Source organism: Nakamurella lactea DSM 19367, assembly GCF_000426645.1.
GTDB classification, from domain to species: Bacteria; Actinomycetota; Actinomycetes; order Mycobacteriales; family Nakamurellaceae; genus Nakamurella; species Nakamurella lactea.
The window spans coordinates 162,518-181,732 of record NZ_KE384550.1 but is presented as its reverse complement, the minus strand read 5'-3'; the positions used below and the strand labels follow the sequence as shown (position 1 = coordinate 181,732).

The following is a 19,215-nucleotide window of genomic DNA, read 5'->3' as shown; positions in this document are numbered from 1 at the left end:
TCAAGGGAGATGGCATGAAACATGGCCCACGGAACGTCCTCGTCTGCGCGATCGCCGCAGCGGCGCTGACGCTGGCCGCGTGCAGCAGTTCGACCGACACCGCATCGGGTACCGGAGCCGACGGGGGAGCCGACGCCGGCGCGGCCACCAGCGCCGGTGACGCGACCGGCGCTGCCACCAGCGCCGGTGGCGAGAGTGCCGGTGGCGGCACGATTGTCTGGGGCGCGACCGATGCGTTGTCCGGCGCTCTGGCCACTTCGGCCGGAGCGATCCAGATCGGGCTGAACGCCTATGTCAAGGCGACCAACGCCGCCGGCGGACTGGACGGAAACACCATCTCCTACGAGGCGTTGGACTCGGCCGGCGACGCCAGTCGGACCGCCACCAACATCACCCAGCTGGTCACGGCCAAGAAGGCGACGGCGATCTTCGGGAACACCCTGAGCTCGACCTGCTCCGCCGGGGCGCCGATCGTCGAGCGGTACAAGGTACCGATGGCCTGCCTCTCGATCGCCGAACCCAATGACTGGGTGTACCCGATGGGGCCGAAGAACGACAAGATGGCGGGCGCCATGCTGGCCTCCGCCAAGCAGATCTCGGGCAAGGACGACCCGACGGTCGCGATCGTCTACCTCAACACCCTGACCGTGGTGGCGCTGTCCGACAACATCACCAAGCAGGCGGAGGCCGCGGGTGTCAAGGTCGTTGCCAGCGAAAAGGTCGAGATCACGGCGAACGACCTGTCTCCGACAGTCTCCAAGATCGCGGCGGCCAAACCCGATGTGATTCTGTACAGCGGACTTTCGGCGGCGCTCATCAGCCTGGTCAAGGGCGCGGACGCAGCGGGCCTGAAGGCACCGGTGATCGTCGCCGATGGCGTCATCGCGCTCGATGCGGTCGCCGCCGTGCCGGACGCCCCGATGTACTTCCTGTCGGTCTACCAGCTCATCGACCCCGCGAACGCAACCGGAGAGGCGAAGACCTACCTCGACGCGATGACGGCAGCCGGGGCGAAGGTCGACTACCACAACCTGAACCAGGGCACAACGGTGGCCGGCTACCTCGCTGCAGCGGCCTTCGGAGAAGCCTCCACGGCGTGCGGAAATCCCTGCAGCGGTGCGGATCTCAAGAAGCAACTCGACCAGGTGAAGCCCGACTTCGGGGGCTTGGCGCCCGGCTTCTCCTATGCGAACCGCGCCGACCACTACCCGTATCCGAAGCTGTACCTGAACCAGGTGAAGACGGCCGAGTCGACGACGCAGGTCGGTGAGTTCGACGTAGACGAGTAAGCGCCCGACCGTGCCTCACGCCGATGGCCCTGCCCGAGAAGGGCAGGGCCATCGTTTCGTGCGTGGCGCGGAGTATCAGTCCTCGAGTTGGAACGTTCCGAGCTCATCGGCCCCGGCGGCGTCCGGATGTGCCTGGTACAGGAAGAACGTCGAGTACGGGTACTTGTCGTCCCTGTTGGCCCAGGAGAAGCCGGGCGCAAGACCCTGGAAGTCGAACTTCATCGTGTTGAGCTTCTCCTGGAGATCCTTGCCGGTGCAGGGGAATCCGCACTTCGTCGCAGCCTCGCTGGTGGCCAGCGCGCCGATGTAGGCCGCTACCCGGACCGGGGTGTTGAGGTACTCGTAGTCGGACTTGCCGGTGTGGGCCGTGACGGCTTCGACGTAGTCCTTGCCGGCTCCGGTTGCCGTGGCCGGATCGAGCGCGGCGAACGGCTGCATGAAGTAGACATTCTTGTCGTTGGTGGCGGCAACCGCCCCGAGCGCGGAGGCCCCGTCGATCGACATGACCGGGACGTCGAGACCGCCGGCCCGCAGCGCCTTGACGAATCCGTTGAGGACAACCGGAACGCCGTCCCACATCACGATATCCGGCTTGGCCGCGATGATCTTGGCGGCGTAGCTGGAGAGATCGGTGGTGGCGAAGTCGACCTTGTCGCGGAACACGACGCTGGCGTTCGCGGCGGCGGAGGCCGCCTCAACCGAATCCGCCCATTCGATCGTGGTGGCGGTGTTGAGATACACCAGGGCCATCTTCATCGGCTCGCTGGTGTCGCCGACGACCTTGCGCGCGGCCTGCAGACTCACGCCGCCCATCCGCTCGTGCTGGGGACCATAGGTGAAGATGTTGTCCTTCACCTCGGCGACCGCGTAGCACAGGACCGGGATGGAATAGCGCTCGGCGATCGGTTGGGCAGAGCTGCAGACCGCACTGGTCGGCCCGTTGAAGATCGCCGACACCTGGTCGGAGGTCGCCAGCTGGGTGGTGGTCACCGCGGTCTTCGAGGCGTCAGCACCGTTGTCCTGGGTCTTGGTCTCAACCTGGTGCCCGTCCAGGCCGCCGCCGGCATTAACCGCTCCGACGAGACTCTCGACACCGGTCTGCACCCATTCACCCGAACTCGCCAGCGGCCCGGCGAGCGGGATCGACACCCCCCAGGTGTGGGAGCCGTCTGCCGCGGCCGGCTTGCCGCTCCCGCTGGTGGTGTCCTGACCGCCGGAGGTTTCCGCACCGACGGATGCAGAGCTGCTGTTGGGAGAGTCGGTCGGATCCGCGGCGTTGTCACTGCTGCACGCGGCCACACCCAGCGCGAGCGCCACGATCGCTGTCAGCGCTAGCAACGAGCGCCGAGTACTTCGATGAACCATGAGCTACCTCCATCGACAGCGGCCGACGCCCAGTTGGCATCGTGCCGGTGGGTATCGGACGTCCGGTTGGAGGTCCGACACAGCCGGAGTGCGCCGAGAGTGAGCTGGGTAGCGACGGAGCACGCTACCGCACGTCGTTGGACTCGAGCGCATCCCCGCCCCGGTAGCGTATCCCAACTAATAGGTTGGGATCAATCGTCAGACGGATTTGCTGGTAACGATCTGAGCCGCCGCCGTGCAGGTCAGAAGAGGTCGGGGATATCGCTCGCCCGTCCGGTGAATCGCGGTCGCCGATGCTCCTGGAACGCCGCAATACCTTCCTGGGCATCGACCAGCGAAGCCCAATAGGTGGCCAGCGAGTCGGACAGGTGAGCTTCCAGCGGATCGCCCGCTCCGGCGCCGTGGTAGACGAGTCGCTTCGTCAGCCCTGTCGCGTAAGGGGAACGGTCGCTGGTGCAGCGGCGGGCGAAGATCATCGCCTCCTCGACCAGCCGGTCGGGTTCGTGCACGCTTCGGACCAGGCCGTACTGCAGGGCGAGCGATGCGTCGATGATGTCGGCCGTGTAGACGAGTTCCAGACTGCGCGCCAGTCCGACAATGCGAGGGAGAAACCATGACGACGCGGCCTCCGGAACAAGGCCGATGCGTCCGAAGACGAAGCCGATGCGAGCGGCCGACGACATCAGACGGGCATCCATGGCCAGGGTCATCGTCGCGCCGAAACCTACGGCAGGGCCGTTGATCGCGGCGATCACGGGCTTGGGAACTGCGTTGATCGCCAACGTCATCCGCCCGCCGCCGTCGCGTACCTTCTGCTGATACGGCGGTTGGTCGTACCGCTCGCGGAACTTGTCAAGGATCTCCAGCAGCGACCGGTCGTAGGCGAAGACCTGCTCAGCGGCATCCAGATCGGCGCCCGCGGAGAACGCCCGGCCGGCTCCGGTGACGACGATGGCACGCACCTCGTCGGACAGTGCGTCGGTCCGGAAGAACGTCTCGATCTCCTCGGCCACCTGCCAGTTCATCGCATTGAGCCGGTCGGGCCGGTCGAGCGTCAGCAGCCCGACGCCGTCCTCGTCGAGTCGCCAGTCGAGGCTGTCGTACGTCACGGGGTCTCATTTCGAGCGCGTCGGGGAGATGGGTGAAGGCGGCGGCGTCGGCCGTTCGGGCCGACTGCGCTCACAGTGGCGTGCCGGCGACGCCGCGGTGGTGCAGGTGTCCGCCGTCGACCGGGAGCACGGCACCGGTGATCCAGGCCGCGGCATCGGACAGCAGAAAGCTGGTAGCGGCGGCAATGTCGTCGGGTTGACCGAGTCTGGCCAATGGAATCTCGCGGCGCAGCTGCTCCGCTTGCTCGGCCGGGATGGCCGCCGCCATGTCGGTGTCGATCAGGCCCGGAGCGACCGCATTGACCCGGACCCGGGGTGCGAGCTCGGCGGCAAGTTGCTGGGTCAGGTAACTCAGCGCCGCCTTCGTGGCGTTGTAGTACCCGGTGTTCGGTGACGGAGCGAGGCCGCCGATCGAGGTGATGTTGACGATCGCCCCGCCGCGCGCCCGCATCACGGACTCATGGGCGAGTCGAGACCAGAGTACGGGCGCCCACTGATTGACCTCGGCCATCTTGGCGGCCGCGCCGGGATCGACTGCGAGCGTCGGACCCCATTGCAGGCCCGCGGCCGCGTTGTTGACCAACAGATCAACGGTCCCGTGCCGCTGCACGGTTTCGGCGACCACCTTCGCGGCTCCCTCGGTGTCCGCGACGTGGCAGGACCGCCACTCGCATCGCGCGCCGATGGCCGCGGCCGCCGACTCCAGCGGCGCCTGCCGACGGCCGACGATGATGACCGTGGCTCCGCGGGCGACCAGCTCTTTCGCAATCGCCCTGCCTATCCCGCGGGAGCCGCCGGTCACGATGGCGACCTTGCCGGCGTGCGTCTGGTCCACGGCTCATGCCTTTCAGCCAACCAGTCGGTCGAGGTGACTCTGTTCGGCCCTGGCCGGTCAGCCGACCGGATTGTGGTCGTACTCCGGAATCGCCCAGTCCCCGGTGGTGCGCTGGTCTCCCTCGAGTCGCTTTCCGTCACGGTAGGCGGTCTCGAAGTAGAACTGCTTGGACCAGCGGCGGAAGGCCGAGTAGTAGATCTCCTCGCCGCCGGCATACGGCGGGTGCTCGATGTACTTCTGGTTCTCCCAGATCGCGAAGTCGCGACGGATCTGCGCGTCCTGGAACCGGAGCATCATTTCTGCGCGGCCGGTCGGCGGATCGTCCAACTTGCTCCCGGGCTCCCGGGAGACTGCCATGGTGCAGAAGATCTGCGAGTGCTCACGGTCGATCGGGGTGGTTGCCGTCATCTGCGCGGTGATGAAGTCGTCGATGTGGAACCGGGCGAGCGACAGGCCGAGGCCCCAGGCCTCGGTCTCCGTCACGCCGTCGACCGGGCCGTTCGGCGTCAGCCAGGTTGCCGGCTTGTTGTACCCGAACCAGTAACCCATCTCGGTGTGCAGGTACTCGCCTTTCTCCTCCCACAGCAACGGCCGGCCCGGCTGGCCGGCGCCGTGCACGATGGGAAAGTGGAAGTAGTCCGGGGTGTTCTCGATCGGCATCTGGGTGATGATCTTGCGCACCCCGACGTGGTCGGCCCCGTACGGATAGATCGGGTAGAAGTTCTCCTGGTCGCCGTACTCCGGCACCCCCGGGTACTCCCAGAACGGCTCACGGCCGTAGCCGTCGTACCAGACGATGAGTAGCCCCTGGACCTCGCGGGTGTGCCAGCGGTCCAGCTTGACCTTGCGGGTGGCGTTGGGGGCGTAGGGGATCCGGTTGAGCGTGCCGTCGGTGTTCCACAGCCACCCGTGGAACGGGCACTCGATGCAATCGTCCTTCACCCGGCCGCCGTGGCCCAGGTGGGCGCCAAGGTGCTGGCAGTAGGCGTCGAGCAGCGATACCTCTCCGCTGTTCGAGCGGAACAGCACCAGATCCTGGTCGAAGTACTTGACCGGGCGAACGTCCCCCGGTGCCAGCTCCGCAGAGAACCCGATCTGGTACCAGCCGGTGGCAAAAACGTCGTAGGGCCAATCTTTCATCTCACGCTCCGAGTGCGATCTAAACCAACTCCTTGGTTGGTTATAGTGAGTCAGAGTAGTCCTGGAGTCAAACCGGCGCACGGAATCCGGGCACAGCTGAGAGGAGCCGCACAGTGGTGGATACGGCGCAGGAGCAAGGTCCGGTGGACCTGGTGCTGATGGACGAGGTGTCGGGCGCGGTCGTCGTCATCGCGGCAACCCGCGGCCGGCGGATGTCGCTGGACCGGGTCATGGTGTTCCTGGCCGACGGGGTGACGCACTGGTACCACCGCGACTTCGGCACCATCGACCACACGCCGCTGCTGAGTTGGACACCGGACGGGCGCACGGAGCGGGTGCGGGTCTCGGCGCACACCGTGCAGGACCTGGAGCCCGCGGAACACCTGGCCGCCGAACACGAGCCACTCGCCTTCCGGCTGCCGCTGACCATGGATCTACTGCTGGAGCCCATGTCGCTGCCGGTGCCGCGGCAGCGCGAGTTCGGTGACGGTGGGCTGCTGGGCTCGCAGGTCTACCGTGCCTCCGGCACGGTGGCGGCCGGCAGCGTCATCCATCGGGTGCGCGGGCAGGCCTGGACCGGCGGGACGTCGTTCGGCGGCCAGCAGAACGAGAACGGGGTCCGGCTGCAGGCGGCGTTCCAGGACGGCTCGTCGCTGCTGGCCACCGCCGCGACATCACCCGCTCGGCGTGGCCCGGCCGCGGTGCAGGTGCACACGGTGACGTCTCCGCGCACGGTGTCCAGATTCGACATCCACGGTCCGCACCGCAGGATCCCGATGCGGCTGTACGGCCGGATCGATGAAACGCCTGGTACCACCGCGGTCTCCGGTGCCCCTGGGATCAACCTGATCGGCGGTTACCGCAGCCTGGACCAGCACCTGGCCTTCGTCCAGCCCAGTCTGGACGGCCGCCGGTGGGTCCGCCGGGCGTACACCCCGTTCGACGTCGCGCAGTCCGGCGTCACCGGGTTCGGCATCCTGGAACAGGTCGGGATCGTCACCTCGACCGAGCCACCGACCGTCGTCGGCACCGGAATCCCCGAGACCTTCTGACCTTCAGGCGACCGCAGCGAGAGGCTCACGATCGCCGTTGCCGGGAATCGTCAGCGCCAGCACGCTGGCCACGGCGACGATGACCGCCAAGGTGGCGAACGCGATCAGATATCCGGACTCCGCGGGAGGCCCGCCCGGCTCGACCCCGGCGGTGATGACGGTAGCGATCATCGCGGCGCCGATGGCGCCGCCGATGGTGCGCATGTTGACGTTGACCGCGCTGGCGACCGCGGTGAGCTTCGCGGACACTGCCAGCACGACGGCCATCGACACTGCGGCCAGATTGACACCGAGCGCGACCCCGTACACCGCGAGGGTCGAACCGATCTGCCACAGTTGCGTGCGCGCCGCCAGCAACACGACCAAGGACAGAGCCATCACCGCGCTCGCGGTCAGAATGACCAGGCGTGGCCCGAACCGGGCGGACGCCCTTGCCGCGGTGACCCCGCCGACGAACACGCACGCGGCCATCGGCGCCATCACGAGGCCGGACATAGTGACCGACGCGCCGAAGCCGTAGCCGGTGGATCGCGGCGCCTGCAGGAACTGCGGGACGTACGCGTACACACCGAACATCACGAAGCCGAGCAGGAACGTCACCAGGTTCACCGAACGGACCGCGGGACGTTTGAGCATGTCCAGATCGATCAGCGGCCGTTCGGCGTGCCGCTCCGCGACCACCCAACAGATCCCGAACCCGACGGTGGCCGCATACAGCCCGAGCATCCGCGGGTCGGCCCAACCCCAGGCTCCGCCCTGGATGGTGGCCAGGATCAGTGCGGTGACGGCGAGGCTCAGAAACGGTGCGGGGAGCCAGGAAACCGTTCCGGCCTGCCGTGGCGACTCGCGCAGGACCAGCGCCGCGAGGACGGCGGTCGCCGCAGTCAGTCCCATCGGAACCAGGAACAGTGACCGGTACCCGAGCAGATCGATCAGCGGGCCGGCCAGGACCAATCCCACCCCCGCGCCGATGCCGGTGAGCGCCGCAATGGTGCCGACCGCCGCCGGGATCCGATGCGCGGGAAACTCGTCCCGGACAATCCCGATCGACAGCGGCACCACGCCGGCGCCGACCCCTTGCAGCACCCTGGCCGCCACCATCAGGCCGAGGTTCGGCGCGTAGGCGGCGGCCAGCGACCCGACTGCCAGGGTGCACAGTGCGGCGACCAGCACCCTTTTCCGGCCGAGGACGTCCCCCAACCGCCCGACCAGCGGGGTGGCGACGGCGGACGCCAGCAGATACGAACTGACCACCCAGGCGACCTGCCGGGAATCGGTGCCCAGGTGGTCCTGGATGGTCGGCAGCACGGGCATCACCATCGCCTGCAGCAACGCGAACGCCAGCGCAGCACCGAGCAGAACCGCGTAGGTCAGGCGGAGGTGAAGTGTGGTCACCCGGTGAACTTAACCAACCATTGAGTTGGTTTGATAGTGGTGTCTCCGGTGCGCCGGGCCGCCATCGGATCGTCGCCGGTGTCGACGGGTCGGGTAGCGGTGGCCAACTACTTGGTCGATATGTTCAGATGGGACGCCGGATCCGGGCAACGCCGCGGAGCGCCGACGCCGATCCCGGCCACGGTGGCCGCTGCCGTCAGCGGGACACCCGAGAGAGAGGGTGCGGACATGGACCGACGAAGGGTCGCGGTGGTCACCGGTGCGGGACGAGGTCTCGGCCGTGCGGTGGCCGCGGAGCTTGCCCGACAGGGGATGGACGTGGCGGTGCTGGCCCGCAGCGCCGACCAGGTGCAGCAGGTCGCCGCGGAGATCGGCGAGTTGGGGGTCCGCGGACTCGCCGTCACCGTCGATGTGCGCTCCTCCGCCGCGGTGGCGACGGCCCGCGACGACGTGCTGGAGGCGTTCGGTGCCGTCGATGTGCTGGTGAACAACGCCGGCTCGCTGCTGTACAAGCCGCTGGTACCCCTGCCCGGTCGGGACGATGGCGGTTCGCCGGTGTCCGACGACGAATGGGATTCCGTTCTCGACGTTCATCTGCACGGCGCCATGCGCATGCTGCGTGAGTTCGGCCCGTCCATGCTGGCGCAGCGTTACGGCCGGGTGGTCAACGTCGTCTCGAACGTGGTGCGGCGCGCCGTCCCGTTCACCACGGTCTACGACACCGCCAAGGGCGGGCTCGTCCAGCTCACCAGATCAGTGGCGCGGGAGTGGGCAAGGACCGGGGTGACGGTGAATGCCGTTGCCGCGGGCCACTTCTCCACGGAGATGACGCGCGAGCAGTTCGACGACCCGGACGCAATGAAGCGACTGCTGGCCAGGGTTCCCGCCCGCCGGGCGGGCGAACTCGAGGAATTCGGTGCCCTGGTGGCGTTCCTGTGCGGCGAGTCGGCCGGGTACATCACCGGGGAGACGATCGGCATCGACGGAGGTGAAACCCTGTGACAGCACAGGACAACGGTGACGTGCTGACGGAGCGCCATGGGGCGACCCTGCTGGTGCGGCTGAACCGCCCGCAGCGGCACAACGCCATCGGCGGGACGATGTTGCGTGACCTCGCGGAGGCATTCGACCGGGCCCGATCGGACGACGGTGTCCGCGTCGTGGTGCTGACCGGCACCGGGAAATCCTTCTGCGTGGGGGCGGATGTCGCGGACTTCGACCAGGTGGCCGGGGTCGCGGCCAGGGACATGCTGGCCGGTGAACTGATCGGCGGCGCCAAGGGTGTTGCCGAGCTCTCCCCGGACGAACGGGTAGTGGACGAGTTCGGCAATGCCGGCCGGTGGGTACAGCGCATCTGGAGCCTGGACAAGCCGGTGATCGCCGCGGTCAACGGGGCGGCGGTCGGTGGTGGCTTCGCACTGACGCTGCTGGCCGACCTCCGGGTGGCCGGCGGATCCGCACGCTTCGGCACGGGTTTCGCCGCCGTCGGGATCGCCCCGGAGATGGGGGCCAGCCTGCTGTTGCCCACCATCGTCGGAGCCGCCACCGCCGCCGAGCTGCTGTTCACCTCGCGGATGCTCACCGCCGAGCAGGCCCGCGACATCGGTCTGGTGTCGTCGGTCTTCGATGACGACGATCTCACCGACGGCGCACTGGAGCTGGCCGCGCGCATCGCCGCCAATCCGCCGCTGGGGGTCCGATTCGCCAAGCGCCTGCTGCGTCGGGCCACCGCCGCGGACCTCGTCGGGCAGCTGCAGGCGGAGCATCGGGCACAGTCCGTCCTGTTCGATCACCCTGCCACCCATGAGGCAATGAACGCGGTCGCCGGTCGCGTGCAGCGCCGCAGGGAGCAGCCATGACAACGTCTCCCTCGGCGCTGGCGGCCTGGGACGATCTGGTTCCGGGCGCGGAGCGCCAGGAACTCGCCGACACCGCCCGCCGGCATTTCGCCGAGCAGTTCCCGCTGACGGGAGTGCGTGAGTGCTTCGGTGCCGGCGGGCGCCCGCTCGATCGGTGGGTCGAGATCGTGGAGGCGGGATATCCCGTGATCGGTCTGCCCGAGTCGGCCGGTGGCATCGGCGGGCTGACGGATCTCGTTGCGGTGGTGGAGGAATCCGGCCGGGCGTTGCTGCCGCTGCCGCTCGCGGCGACCGCCGCCGGCCGGCACACGCTGATCCGCGGCGGGCTCGGGGTCCCCGCGGAGACGGACCGCAGCACCGCGCTCACCACGGATCCGGCCGCCGGAGTGCTGGACGGCGCCGGTGCGGCGACCGTCGTCACCGTCGCCGTCGTCGATGACGCCACCACCCGGGTGGCCGAGGTGACCCCGGCCGGCGCGCCCGAGCTGGTGACGCATGTGGACCCGAGCCGCCCGGTGGCCCGGTGGTCCGGGTCCATCGCGGAGGGCCGGGCGCAGACCGTCGATGCCACGATCGATCACGTGCTGGCGCCGGCGCGCACCATCTTTGCCGCCGACCTGGTCGGCATCGCCGCCGGCGCACTGCAACGCAGTGTCGACCATGCCCTCGCCCGTGAGCAGTTCGGCAGGCCGATCGGGGCGTTCCAGGCGGTCAAGCACCGGCTGGCCGACCACTACGTCCTCGTCGAACGTGCCCGGTCCCTGACCCGCGCAGCCGCGGTGGTGGTCGATCACCCCGAGCTGGACACCGACTGGGCGCCGGGAGTTCTGGCGTTGTTGGCCAAGGCCGCCGCCGCCGAGGCCGCACTGCGGATCACCGCCACCCATGTTCAGCTGCTCGGCGCGATGGGGGTCACCTTCGAGGCCGATGCCCACCTGTACTTCCGCCGGGCGGAGCAGACCGCATCCGTGCTGGGATCAACCGCCGAGTGCCAGATCCGTGCCGTCCGGCTGATGGGAACGAGACGATGAATCCCGAACTGCTGGCCGAGTTCGACGCCTTCCTTGCCCGGGTGCTGCCCGCCGACTACCACGAGCGGTACGCCGACTACCGGCGCGACGAGGCTCTGAAGATCGCTTACCAGGCGGCGGCTTTCGACGAGGGCTGGCTGATGCCCGAGTGGGAGGGCGAACTGGGCGGCCACAACCTGACCGAGGCCGATGGGCTGGCCCTGCGGATCGAGGGGGCCAGGCGCAACGTGCCGCGGTCGCCCAATGTGCAAGGGCCAGGAGTGGTGGCTCCGGCCCTGCGCGCCTTCGGTACCCGTGAGCAGCAGCAGCGCTACCTGCGGCCGGTACTCCGCGGGGACGAGTGGTGGGCGCTGGGGATGTCGGAACCGCTGGCCGGTTCCGATCTGGCGTCGCTGCGCACCCGGGCACGGCTGGACGGCGACCACTTCGTGGTGGACGGGCAGAAGATCTGGACGACGCAGGCCCACAAGTCCCGTTGGTGCACGCTGTACGTGCGGACGGATCCCGACGCCAGCAAGCACGCCGGGATCTCCTGTCTCATCATGGATCTGCGCTCGCCCGGTGTCGACATCCGGCCGATCGCCCGGGCCGCTGAGTCGATCGACGAGTTCTGCGAGGTCTTCCTGGACGGCGTCCGGATCCCGAAGGGCAACCTGCTAGGTGAGCTGAACGACGGGTGGCGGGTCGCCGGCGCCAGCCTGGAACACGAACGGGACATGGTCTGGGTGAACAATTGGGTCGACGTCGAGCACGCCCTGCGCCCGGTGCTGGACCGTCCGGACCTGCCCGGCCATGTCGCCTCGGAGGCGGGGAGGCTGCTGGCCGACGCTGCCGCCATCAGGTTCACCGGGATGCGCACCGCGATCGGCCGGATGGCCGGACGGAGCACGCCGGAGTTCCTGCTGCTCAAGCTCTTCGGGTCCGAGACCGCGCAACGGGCCGGTCAGCTCGCCCTCGAACACGGCGATGGTCGGGCCGACCCGCACCTGTTCGCCGATCGGATGGAGTCGCTGGCCGCGACCATCTACGGCGGCACCTCGGAAATCCAGCGGAACATCATCGCCGAGAAGGTGCTCGGCCTGCCACGGGACCGCTGATCGCGGCTACTGGCGGGAGTCAGGTTGCCGGACCGTCAGCTCCCGCGCGAGACGTTCGGCGCGATGGCCGGCCGCGGCGGAGTCGCCCGCGATGTCGTAGAGCTCCCGGACGGTGCCGACGGCATGGCGGTCGGCGGCGGCGATGGCCGCGGCGAGTTCGACGGCCCGACCGACCGGATCGGCGACGACCTCGTTCACCAGGCCGATCCGCAGCGCCAGGGCGGCGTCGATCGGTTCGGCCGTCAGCGACAGCTGCCGCGCCCAGCCCTGGCCGACGGCGGCCGACAGTCGGGCGGACATGCCCCACGCCGGAAGCAACCCCAACGTCGCATGGGTGTCGGCGAATCGTGCTGTCGGACCGGCGATCCGGAAATCGCAGGCCAGCGCCAGCTCGAGACCACCGGTGTAGGCCGGCCCGTTGACCGCCGCGATCACCGGAACCCCGGCGGCCGCGATCCGGTCGGTGAGGTCGCGCGGAAACACCTCACGGGCGCGGATCGCCGCCAGGTCGACGCCGGCACAGAACGCCGAACCCGCGCCGGTCAGCACGATCGCCCCGGCTGTCGGGTCGGCGGCGGCGGCCGTCAGCAGGTCGCCGAGTTCGCGCAGCAGGGCGGGCGACAGCGCGTTGCGCTTGTCCGGCCGGTTCAGCGTGAGAATCGCGACGCCATCCGGTCGGGTCGCGCGGAGCATCGGTGTGGTCAACTCGACCGTTCCTCCTGACGGGTCGGACGGGAGCGGGGGTGTACTCGACGATACCCAACACCATCCCGAAATGGCCAACCAAGTGGTTGGATATGATGAGGACTTGGAAGTCGGCGGTGACGACGGGCGACGACGCCCGCGGACGGGAGAACACGGTGACAGACACGCGGACCGAAGCCGGACTGGCCTACGCCACGGGAGCCGAGGCCGATGCGGTGCTGACCGAATCCGTCACCCAGGTGATCCGTCGCCAGGCCGCCGCCCACGGGGATCGCGCGGCGGTCCGCTGGCGGGACGGCGCCGAGGTGAAGTCGCTGACCTACCGGGAGCTCGCCGAAGCCGTCAACGCGGTCGCGCACAGCCTGAGCGGACTGGAACCCGGGTCCAGGGTCGGTGTCTGGTCACGGAACAGCATCGAGTTCGTCCTGCTGGAACTGGCCATCGGAACGCGTGGCCTGATGATGTGCGCACTCAATACGGCCTGGACCGACGCCGAGGCGGCCTACGCCGTCGACATGGTCGGGCCGTCTGTCGTCTTCACCGGGTACGACGGCCTGGGTCGCCCGCTCGAGGATCGGGCCCGGCAGCTTGCCGCAGACATTCCGGTGGTGGACATCGCCTCGCTCAGCGGGCTTGCGCCGGCGCCGGAGTCGTTTCTGGACGTCGATCCGCAGACCCCGTACATCGTTCAGTTCACCTCCGGCACCACGGGTTTCCCCAAGGGGGCGATGATCAGCCAGCATGCGGCCGTCAACGGAGGTTGGCTGCGGTTGCAGCACAGTGCCGGTACCGAGGACGTCTCGCTGAACGCCGTCCCGTTGCACCATGTCGGCGGCGCCGTGTCGATCGTGTTCGGCGCGCTCACCACCGGCAGCGCCTTCGTGGTCCTGTCGAAGTTCGATGTCGACGAATTCATCTGGCTGCTCGGTGAGGTGGGTGGCACGCACTTCGGCGGGGTACCGATCATGGTCGAACGACTGCTGAATCATCCGGACGTCAGGTCGAAGGGCCGCGACGTCAAGGTGGTCGGTCTCGGTGGCGCAGACATCAGCCCGTTCCTGATCCGCCGGGTCAACGACGAACTCGGCGCGGATGTGATCACCACCTACGGCCAGTCGGAGTGCCCGTTCATCGCCAACAGCGTCGAGGGCGACGACCCGGACCTGATCGCCACCACCGCCGGGCGGCCCGGCGACGCCACCACGCTGCGCATCGTCGACCCCGGCACCGGCGAGGTGCTGAAATTCGGCGAGACCGGCGAGATCCAGATCAGCTCGCCGATGGTGATGCTCGGCTACTACGGCGATCCGGAGCGCACCGCCGAAGTGCTGCCTGGCGATGGGTTCCTCCGGTCGGGCGACCTGGGCTCGATCGACGAGCACGGCTACCTACGGATTCACGGCAGGATTCGCGAGGTGATCATCCGCGGCGGCGAGAACATCTATCCCGCCGAGGTCGAGGCCGCGCTGTCGACCCATCCGGACGTCACCGGGTCGGCGGTGGTCGGTCTGAGCGACCCGTCGTGGGGTGAAACCGTTGCCGCGAGCGTGATCTCGACGAACCCGGAGCTGACCGGCGCCGACCTCGAGGAATACCTCGAGCAGCGGTTGGCGCACTTCAAGATCCCGCGGACCTGGCGCTTCGTCGCCGAGCTGCCGATGACCGCCTCCGGCAAGATCCGGCGGGTCGAGGTCAAGGCCGGGATGAACCACCGGGCACCGTCCGCCGGCTGATGTCCGTTTCCCCGCCCACCATCTCTCACCATGGAGCGACACGTGCCGATCGATCCCACCGTTGCCCTCGCCGACCCGGCGTCCGAGCGCGCCATCTCCTGGAGCACCGATGATGTGCTGCACTACCACCTGGCGACGGGGTCCGGAACGGACCCGCTGGCGCCGACCGAACTGCGGTTCGCCACCGAGTGGAACACCGTCGTGCTGCCGAGCTTCGGTGTGGTGGCACCCGGGCTCCGGCAGATCGAGCCGCCCTCGCTGAACCGGCCGGGCATCGACATCGACCTGCACAAGATCCTGCACGGCAGCCAGCGGATCGCTGTGCACCGGCCGATCCCGGTCAGTGGGGAAGCCGTGGTGGGCACCAGGGTGTCGGCCATCCAGGACAAGGGGAAGTCCGCCGTCGTCGACTTCGAGACCACGGCGACGAGCCCGGACGGAACTCCGCTGTGGACCTCGACCATGGGCATCTTCGCCCGCGGCGAGGGCGGTTTCGGTGGCGAACGCGGTGAAACGCTGGCGGTGGCGATGCCGGACCGGGCACCGGACCTGGAGGTGGACGTGCCGACGCTGCCCCAGCAGGCGCTGTTGTACCGGCTGCTGGGCGACCGGAATCCGCTGCACGCGGACCCCGAGGCGGCCAGGGCCGTCGGGTTCGACCGGCCGATCCTGCACGGCCTGTGCACCTACGCGATGGTGCTGCGGACGATCGTCCGGAGCGTGCTGGACGACGAAGTCGCACCTATCGGCGAGTACACCGGGCTGTTCACCGGCATCGTGCTGCCCGGGGAGACCATGGGGCTCAAGCTCTGGGACACCGGGATCGCCGACGACGGGCTCCGGCATCTGATCGCCGCGGCGACCGTGCGGGATCGCGACGACGCCCCGGCGCTGAGTGTCGATCTCGCGGTGACGAGCTGACCGACCTCAGCGGCCGCGGAAGACCGGGTCCCGCTTCTCGGCAAAAGCGCTGAATGCCTCGCGGGCGTCGGCGGTCGCGGTGGTGACGCCGCTCCCGCTGGCCTCCGCATCGAGCTGGTCGGCGAAAGACGATGCGAACGAACGGTTCAGCAGCTGCTTGGTCAACGCGAGGGCAACGGGCGGCCCGGCCGCCAACCGGCGGGCCAGCGCCTGCGCGGCCTCCGCGAGCGCGTCGGGCTGCACGACCTCGGTGACCAGGCCCAGTTCCCTGGCGGTCTGTGCGTCCAGGACCTCGGCCAGCAGGGCCAGCCGCTTGGCGGTCTGCAGGCCCACCAACCTGGGCAGCAGCCAGCTGCTGCCGAAGTCCGGGGCCAGCCCGCGTTTGACGAATACCTGGCAGAAGGTGGCGGTGCTCGACGCCAGCACGATGTCGCAACCCAGCGCCAGGCTCATCCCGGCGCCGTAGGCCGCGCCGTTGACGGCCGCGATGGTGGGTTGCGGCAGCTGATGCAGCTTGAGCGCCGTGCGGTGGATCCGCCGGGTGATCACCGCCGGCGGATCCTGCGTCATGGTGGCCGGCAGACCGGCGCCGGAACAGAACGCCGTACCCGCTCCGGTGATCACCACCGCCCTGATGTCGCCGGACAGCCCGATGGCGTCGAGTTCGTCGTGCAGTGCCGCGAAGTCGTCCGGGGACAACGCGTTGCGCTGCTTCTCGTTCGCCAGGGTGAGGTGAGCGACGTCGTCGCGCCGCTCGATCAGGATCGTCATGGATGTCCTTTCAGGAGGTGCCGGGCAGGGCCGGCCGAACCGGTTCCATGGCCAGGCCTACTCGGTGCCGGCCGCAAGCTGCCGGGCCCGGTCGTAGTCGGCCTTGCCGTTGGGGCCGCGGGGGACGTCGTCGACGATCCGCACCCGGCGGGGCGCCTTGTACCCGGCCAGCCGGGCCTTCACCCCGTCGATGATCTCGGACTCGGAGCGTTCCGCCCCGGGCTCGAGACTGACGACGGCGGTGACGATCTGCCCCCACTCGGCATCCGGCAGGCCCACCACCAGCGCGTCGGACACGCCGGTGAGATCGACGATCACCGCCTCGACCTCCTCGGTGAAGATCTTTTCGCCGCCGGAGTTGATGCACAACGACTCTCGGCCGATCAGCTGGATGGTGCCGTCGTCGTTGACGATGCCGCGGTCGCCCGGCATCGAATAGCGCTCGCCGCCGATCTCGACGAAGGTGGCGTCCGACTTCGCCTTGTCCTTGTAGTAGCCCAGCGGGACGCGCCCGCTGACCGCCAACCGGCCGATGACGCCGGAGCCGGCGGCGACGAGGGCGTCGTCGTCATCGAAGACCCGCACATTCGCGCCCGGGTTGAACCGGCCGGTGGCCGGGATGTTGTCCTTGGTGGCCAGTGACCAGCCGAGCCCGAATCCTTCCGACGACGAGAAGCCGTCCATGATCGTGGCCTCCGGCCAGTGCTCCAGCAGCCCGCGCTTGGTCGGCTCGGAGAGCAGCGCCGCCGAGTTGAGAACGTCCTTGACGCCCTGGATGTTCCACCGGCCGGGCGCGGCGTCGAAGGCCCGCAGGATCCGTTTGCCGAAGACCTCGCCGGCGATCGCCACACTGGTTACCCGGTGGCGATCGATGGTGTCCAGGAACTCGGCCGCGTCGAATCCGGGGGCGGTCAACGACACGTTCAGCCCACCCTGGTGCATCGTGATCAGCGCTCCGAAGAGACCGTTGCCGTGCATCAGCGGACTGGCCGAGATGTGCGTGCGGCCGGGAACCGTGAGCATGGCCCGGATACCGTCGACTCCCTGCTCCAGCGGGTACTTCAGGCTGCCCACCTCATTGGTCTGCCGGAGGAAGTCGATGCTGCGCCACATCACGCCCTTGGGCAGGCCGGTGGTGCCGCCGGTGTACAGCAGGAACAGATCGCTGCCGTGCCGACCCCAGGATGAGCGAACCGCCTGGGAAGTTCCCTGTGCTGCAGCCTGTTCGTAGGGCACGGCCCATTCGGGGCAGGGTGCGGTGCCGTCGTCGACGTGGAGCCACTGGCGGATCTTGCCGGCCTGCGGGCGGAGCCGATCGGCGGCCTCGGTGAACGATCCGTGGAACACCACACTGGTGATGTCGGCGTCGTTCCACAGGTAGAGCAGTTCCTCCCCGCCGTACCGGTAGTTGGTGTTCACCGAAGGAATGCCGAGTTTGAGGGCGGCGTGAGTCGCCTCCAGGTACTCCGGGCAGTTCCGCAGGTACAGGGCAACCCGATCGTCGGCGGTGGCCTCCGTAGCCAGCGCCGACGCGATGCCGTTGGCGCGGGCGTCGAATTCCGCCCAGGTGAAGGATCGCTCGCCGTGGATCTGGGCCGGCGCCTCCGGCAGCTGGCCCGCGACCGTCTCCCAGACATCGGCGAGATTCCAGGTCAGGTTGTCGCCATCACTCATGCTCGGCCTCCACTGCTGGCGGGCCGGCCGGATCGCTCGCGGCCGACGGGCGAGTTCACAGCCGCGCACCTGCTGCGGCATCGGTTCGAAGATTATGTCGATGACGAACGCACGTCAACCGAGCGGTTGGGAACGCTGTTTTGGTCGTCCCAGGGTGTCGACCGCCGGGTGGTGTGAGGAATCGAGCCTGTGGTGCGAGGAATCGAGGCGGGTAAGACATGGGCAGCTCGCGGGAATGGGCCCGGCCGACGGTGGACGAGGTGTCCGACGGGGTGTTCCGCATTCCGTTGCCGATGCCGGGAAATCCCCTCGAGGCCGTCAATGTCTATGCGGTGACCAGCCCCGATGGCGTCGCCATGGTCGACGGCGGGTGGGCCAAGCCGGGCGCGATCGAACGCCTGGAATGGGCTCTCGGCAAGCTGGGCAAGCGGCTCTCCGATATCCATACGGTGCTGACCACCCACTTCCACTTCGACCATTACACGCTCGCGGTCGACCTCAAACGGCGGATCGGCTGTCGGATTGCGTTGGGAGAGGGCGAGCGCCGGACGATCGACGAGATCCTGGCCGGCAGCACGGCGGTCGGACCGAACTCGATGGAGCGGCTGCTGGCGCGCTGCGGCGTGCCCGCCAGGTACACCGCCGAGAACCTGTTCCGGGGTGAGGGCAGCGCCAACTACATGTATCCGGACGTCTGGTTGCACGACGGCGACCGATTCGACCTCGGCCGGGACATCCTGGCCGTCTCGACCCCCGGGCACACCACCGGCCACTTCTGCTTCATCGACGAGCGGGCCGGACTGGCCTTCACCGGGGACCACATCCTGCCGACCATCACGCCGGCGATCGGCGGGGAGGGGCCGTCGGAGCGGATGCCGCTGGCCGATTACCTGAGTTCACTGCAGCTGATGGCCGACCGGCCGGATGCCCGGCTGCTTCCGGCGCACGGCATCGTCGCGCCGAGCGTCCACGCCAGGGTGCGGGAGCTCCAGGAGCATCACGAGCAGCGGCTGAACCAGTGCCTGCAGGCGATCGGCGCCGGTGCCGGCGACACCTACGACGTCGCCAAGGCACTGCGCTGGACCCGTCGCGGCCGCCGGCTGTCGGAGCTGGCCGGCATGGACCAATTGATGGCTGTGCACGAAACCCGTTTCCATCTGGACGTTCTGCACGCGACCGGTAAGGTCGCGGTCGACTCGACCGGTCCGGTGGACCGTTATGCCATGGCCTGAGGAGGCA

Annotated in this window: 17 protein-coding genes; 9 read left to right on the top strand and 8 right to left on the bottom strand. The window is 68.7% G+C overall.

The window, feature by feature from the left end; genetic code table 11:
- The first annotated feature begins 14 nt into the window (after positions 1-14).
- Positions 15-1,289, top strand: a complete 1,275-nt coding sequence (locus K340_RS0124430) for an ABC transporter substrate-binding protein (protein ID WP_029138618.1) — start codon at positions 15-17, stop codon at positions 1,287-1,289.
- Positions 1,290-1,364: 75 nt separating this feature from the next.
- On the opposite strand, the gene K340_RS0124425 is transcribed toward K340_RS0124430, so the two are convergent.
- The 4 genes from K340_RS0124425 to K340_RS33075 all read right to left on the bottom strand — a co-directional run bounded on the left by K340_RS0124425 (position 1,365) and on the right by K340_RS33075 (position 5,738).
- Positions 1,365-2,654 carry an ABC transporter substrate-binding protein gene (locus tag K340_RS0124425; RefSeq protein WP_084614923.1) on the bottom strand — a complete coding sequence of 430 codons (1,290 nt, stop codon included), beginning with the start codon at positions 2,652-2,654 and terminating at the stop codon, positions 1,365-1,367.
- 242 nt (positions 2,655-2,896) lie between these two features.
- A complete protein-coding gene (locus tag K340_RS0124420) occupies positions 2,897-3,763 on the bottom strand; it encodes an enoyl-CoA hydratase-related protein (RefSeq protein ID WP_029138616.1) in 867 nt (288 codons plus the stop codon).
- A gap of 70 nt (positions 3,764-3,833) precedes the next feature.
- A complete protein-coding gene (locus K340_RS0124415) occupies positions 3,834-4,598 on the bottom strand; it encodes an SDR family oxidoreductase (RefSeq protein WP_029138615.1) in 765 nt (254 codons plus the stop codon).
- 57 nt (positions 4,599-4,655) lie between these two features.
- Entirely contained in the window at positions 4,656-5,738 is a 1,083-nt protein-coding gene (locus K340_RS33075) for a Rieske 2Fe-2S domain-containing protein (protein WP_051267542.1), read from the bottom strand.
- A 113-nt stretch (positions 5,739-5,851) separates the two neighbouring features.
- Here K340_RS33075 and K340_RS36160 point away from each other — a divergent pair, with 113 nt between their 5' ends.
- On the top strand, positions 5,852-6,790 hold the full coding sequence (locus tag K340_RS36160) for a hypothetical protein (protein WP_154674468.1): 939 nt from the start codon (positions 5,852-5,854) through the stop codon (positions 6,788-6,790).
- A 3-nt stretch (positions 6,791-6,793) separates the two neighbouring features.
- On the opposite strand, the gene K340_RS33070 is transcribed toward K340_RS36160, so the two are convergent.
- Positions 6,794-8,185 carry an MFS transporter gene (locus tag K340_RS33070; protein ID WP_051267540.1) on the bottom strand — a complete coding sequence of 464 codons (1,392 nt, stop codon included), beginning with the start codon at positions 8,183-8,185 and terminating at the stop codon, positions 6,794-6,796.
- 228 nt (positions 8,186-8,413) lie between these two features.
- On the opposite strand from K340_RS33070, the gene K340_RS0124395 reads away from it, so the two are divergent.
- From K340_RS0124395 to K340_RS0124380, 4 genes are read left to right on the top strand one after another with little or no spacing between them, the layout of a single operon-like run.
- On the top strand, positions 8,414-9,187 hold the full coding sequence (locus K340_RS0124395) for an SDR family NAD(P)-dependent oxidoreductase (protein WP_029138613.1): 774 nt from the start codon (positions 8,414-8,416) through the stop codon (positions 9,185-9,187).
- Positions 9,184-10,044, top strand: coding sequence for an enoyl-CoA hydratase/isomerase family protein (locus tag K340_RS33065; protein WP_051267536.1), 861 nt, complete (start codon positions 9,184-9,186; stop codon positions 10,042-10,044). The genes K340_RS0124395 and K340_RS33065 overlap by 4 nt, the downstream gene beginning before the upstream one ends.
- Complete coding sequence (locus K340_RS33060; protein WP_051267535.1) at positions 10,041-11,075, top strand: acyl-CoA dehydrogenase family protein; 1,035 nt, start codon at positions 10,041-10,043, stop codon at positions 11,073-11,075. The genes K340_RS33065 and K340_RS33060 overlap by 4 nt, the downstream gene beginning before the upstream one ends.
- On the top strand, positions 11,072-12,172 hold the full coding sequence (locus K340_RS0124380) for an acyl-CoA dehydrogenase family protein (protein ID WP_037366612.1): 1,101 nt from the start codon (positions 11,072-11,074) through the stop codon (positions 12,170-12,172). Before K340_RS33060 ends, K340_RS0124380 begins: the two co-directional genes overlap by 4 nt.
- A gap of 6 nt (positions 12,173-12,178) precedes the next feature.
- On the opposite strand, the gene K340_RS33055 is transcribed toward K340_RS0124380, so the two are convergent.
- Positions 12,179-12,877, bottom strand: coding sequence for an enoyl-CoA hydratase-related protein (locus K340_RS33055; RefSeq protein ID WP_211229629.1), 699 nt, complete (start codon positions 12,875-12,877; stop codon positions 12,179-12,181).
- A gap of 155 nt (positions 12,878-13,032) precedes the next feature.
- On the opposite strand from K340_RS33055, the gene K340_RS0124370 reads away from it, so the two are divergent.
- Positions 13,033-14,610, top strand: coding sequence for a class I adenylate-forming enzyme family protein (locus tag K340_RS0124370; RefSeq protein WP_161632177.1), 1,578 nt, complete (start codon positions 13,033-13,035; stop codon positions 14,608-14,610).
- 42 nt (positions 14,611-14,652) lie between these two features.
- Positions 14,653-15,531 (top strand): MaoC/PaaZ C-terminal domain-containing protein, encoded by an 879-nt coding sequence (locus K340_RS0124365; protein WP_029138610.1) that lies wholly within the window; start codon positions 14,653-14,655, stop codon positions 15,529-15,531.
- A gap of 6 nt (positions 15,532-15,537) precedes the next feature.
- On the opposite strand, the gene K340_RS0124360 is transcribed toward K340_RS0124365, so the two are convergent.
- Positions 15,538-16,302 (bottom strand): enoyl-CoA hydratase/isomerase family protein, encoded by a 765-nt coding sequence (locus K340_RS0124360; RefSeq protein WP_029138609.1) that lies wholly within the window; start codon positions 16,300-16,302, stop codon positions 15,538-15,540.
- A gap of 57 nt (positions 16,303-16,359) precedes the next feature.
- The gene (locus K340_RS0124355; RefSeq protein ID WP_029138608.1) at positions 16,360-17,976 is read right to left on the bottom strand and encodes an AMP-binding protein; all 1,617 of its coding nucleotides are present in this window, start codon (positions 17,974-17,976) and stop codon (positions 16,360-16,362) included.
- A gap of 218 nt (positions 17,977-18,194) precedes the next feature.
- On the opposite strand from K340_RS0124355, the gene K340_RS0124350 reads away from it, so the two are divergent.
- Positions 18,195-19,208 (top strand): MBL fold metallo-hydrolase, encoded by a 1,014-nt coding sequence (locus K340_RS0124350; protein WP_029138607.1) that lies wholly within the window; start codon positions 18,195-18,197, stop codon positions 19,206-19,208.
- The last annotated feature ends 7 nt before the right edge of the window (positions 19,209-19,215 follow it).

Excerpts from the sequence above, each read along its gene's own strand:
- K340_RS0124430 (WP_029138618.1), top strand. The coding sequence starts at position 15 with ATGAAACATGGCCCACGGAACGTCCTCGTCTGCGCGATCGCCGCAGCG.
- K340_RS0124425 (WP_084614923.1), bottom strand. The coding sequence starts at position 2,654 with ATGGTTCATCGAAGTACTCGGCGCTCGTTGCTAGCGCTGACAGCGATC.
- K340_RS33075 (WP_051267542.1), bottom strand. The coding sequence starts at position 5,738 with ATGAAAGATTGGCCCTACGACGTTTTTGCCACCGGCTGGTACCAGATC.
- K340_RS0124395 (WP_029138613.1), top strand. The coding sequence starts at position 8,414 with ATGGACCGACGAAGGGTCGCGGTGGTCACCGGTGCGGGACGAGGTCTC.
- K340_RS33060 (WP_051267535.1), top strand. The coding sequence starts at position 10,041 with ATGACAACGTCTCCCTCGGCGCTGGCGGCCTGGGACGATCTGGTTCCG.
- K340_RS0124380 (WP_037366612.1), top strand. The coding sequence starts at position 11,072 with ATGAATCCCGAACTGCTGGCCGAGTTCGACGCCTTCCTTGCCCGGGTG.
- K340_RS0124360 (WP_029138609.1), bottom strand. The coding sequence starts at position 16,302 with ATGACGATCCTGATCGAGCGGCGCGACGACGTCGCTCACCTCACCCTG.
- K340_RS0124355 (WP_029138608.1), bottom strand. The coding sequence starts at position 17,976 with ATGAGTGATGGCGACAACCTGACCTGGAATCTCGCCGATGTCTGGGAG.
- K340_RS0124350 (WP_029138607.1), top strand. The coding sequence starts at position 18,195 with ATGGGCAGCTCGCGGGAATGGGCCCGGCCGACGGTGGACGAGGTGTCC.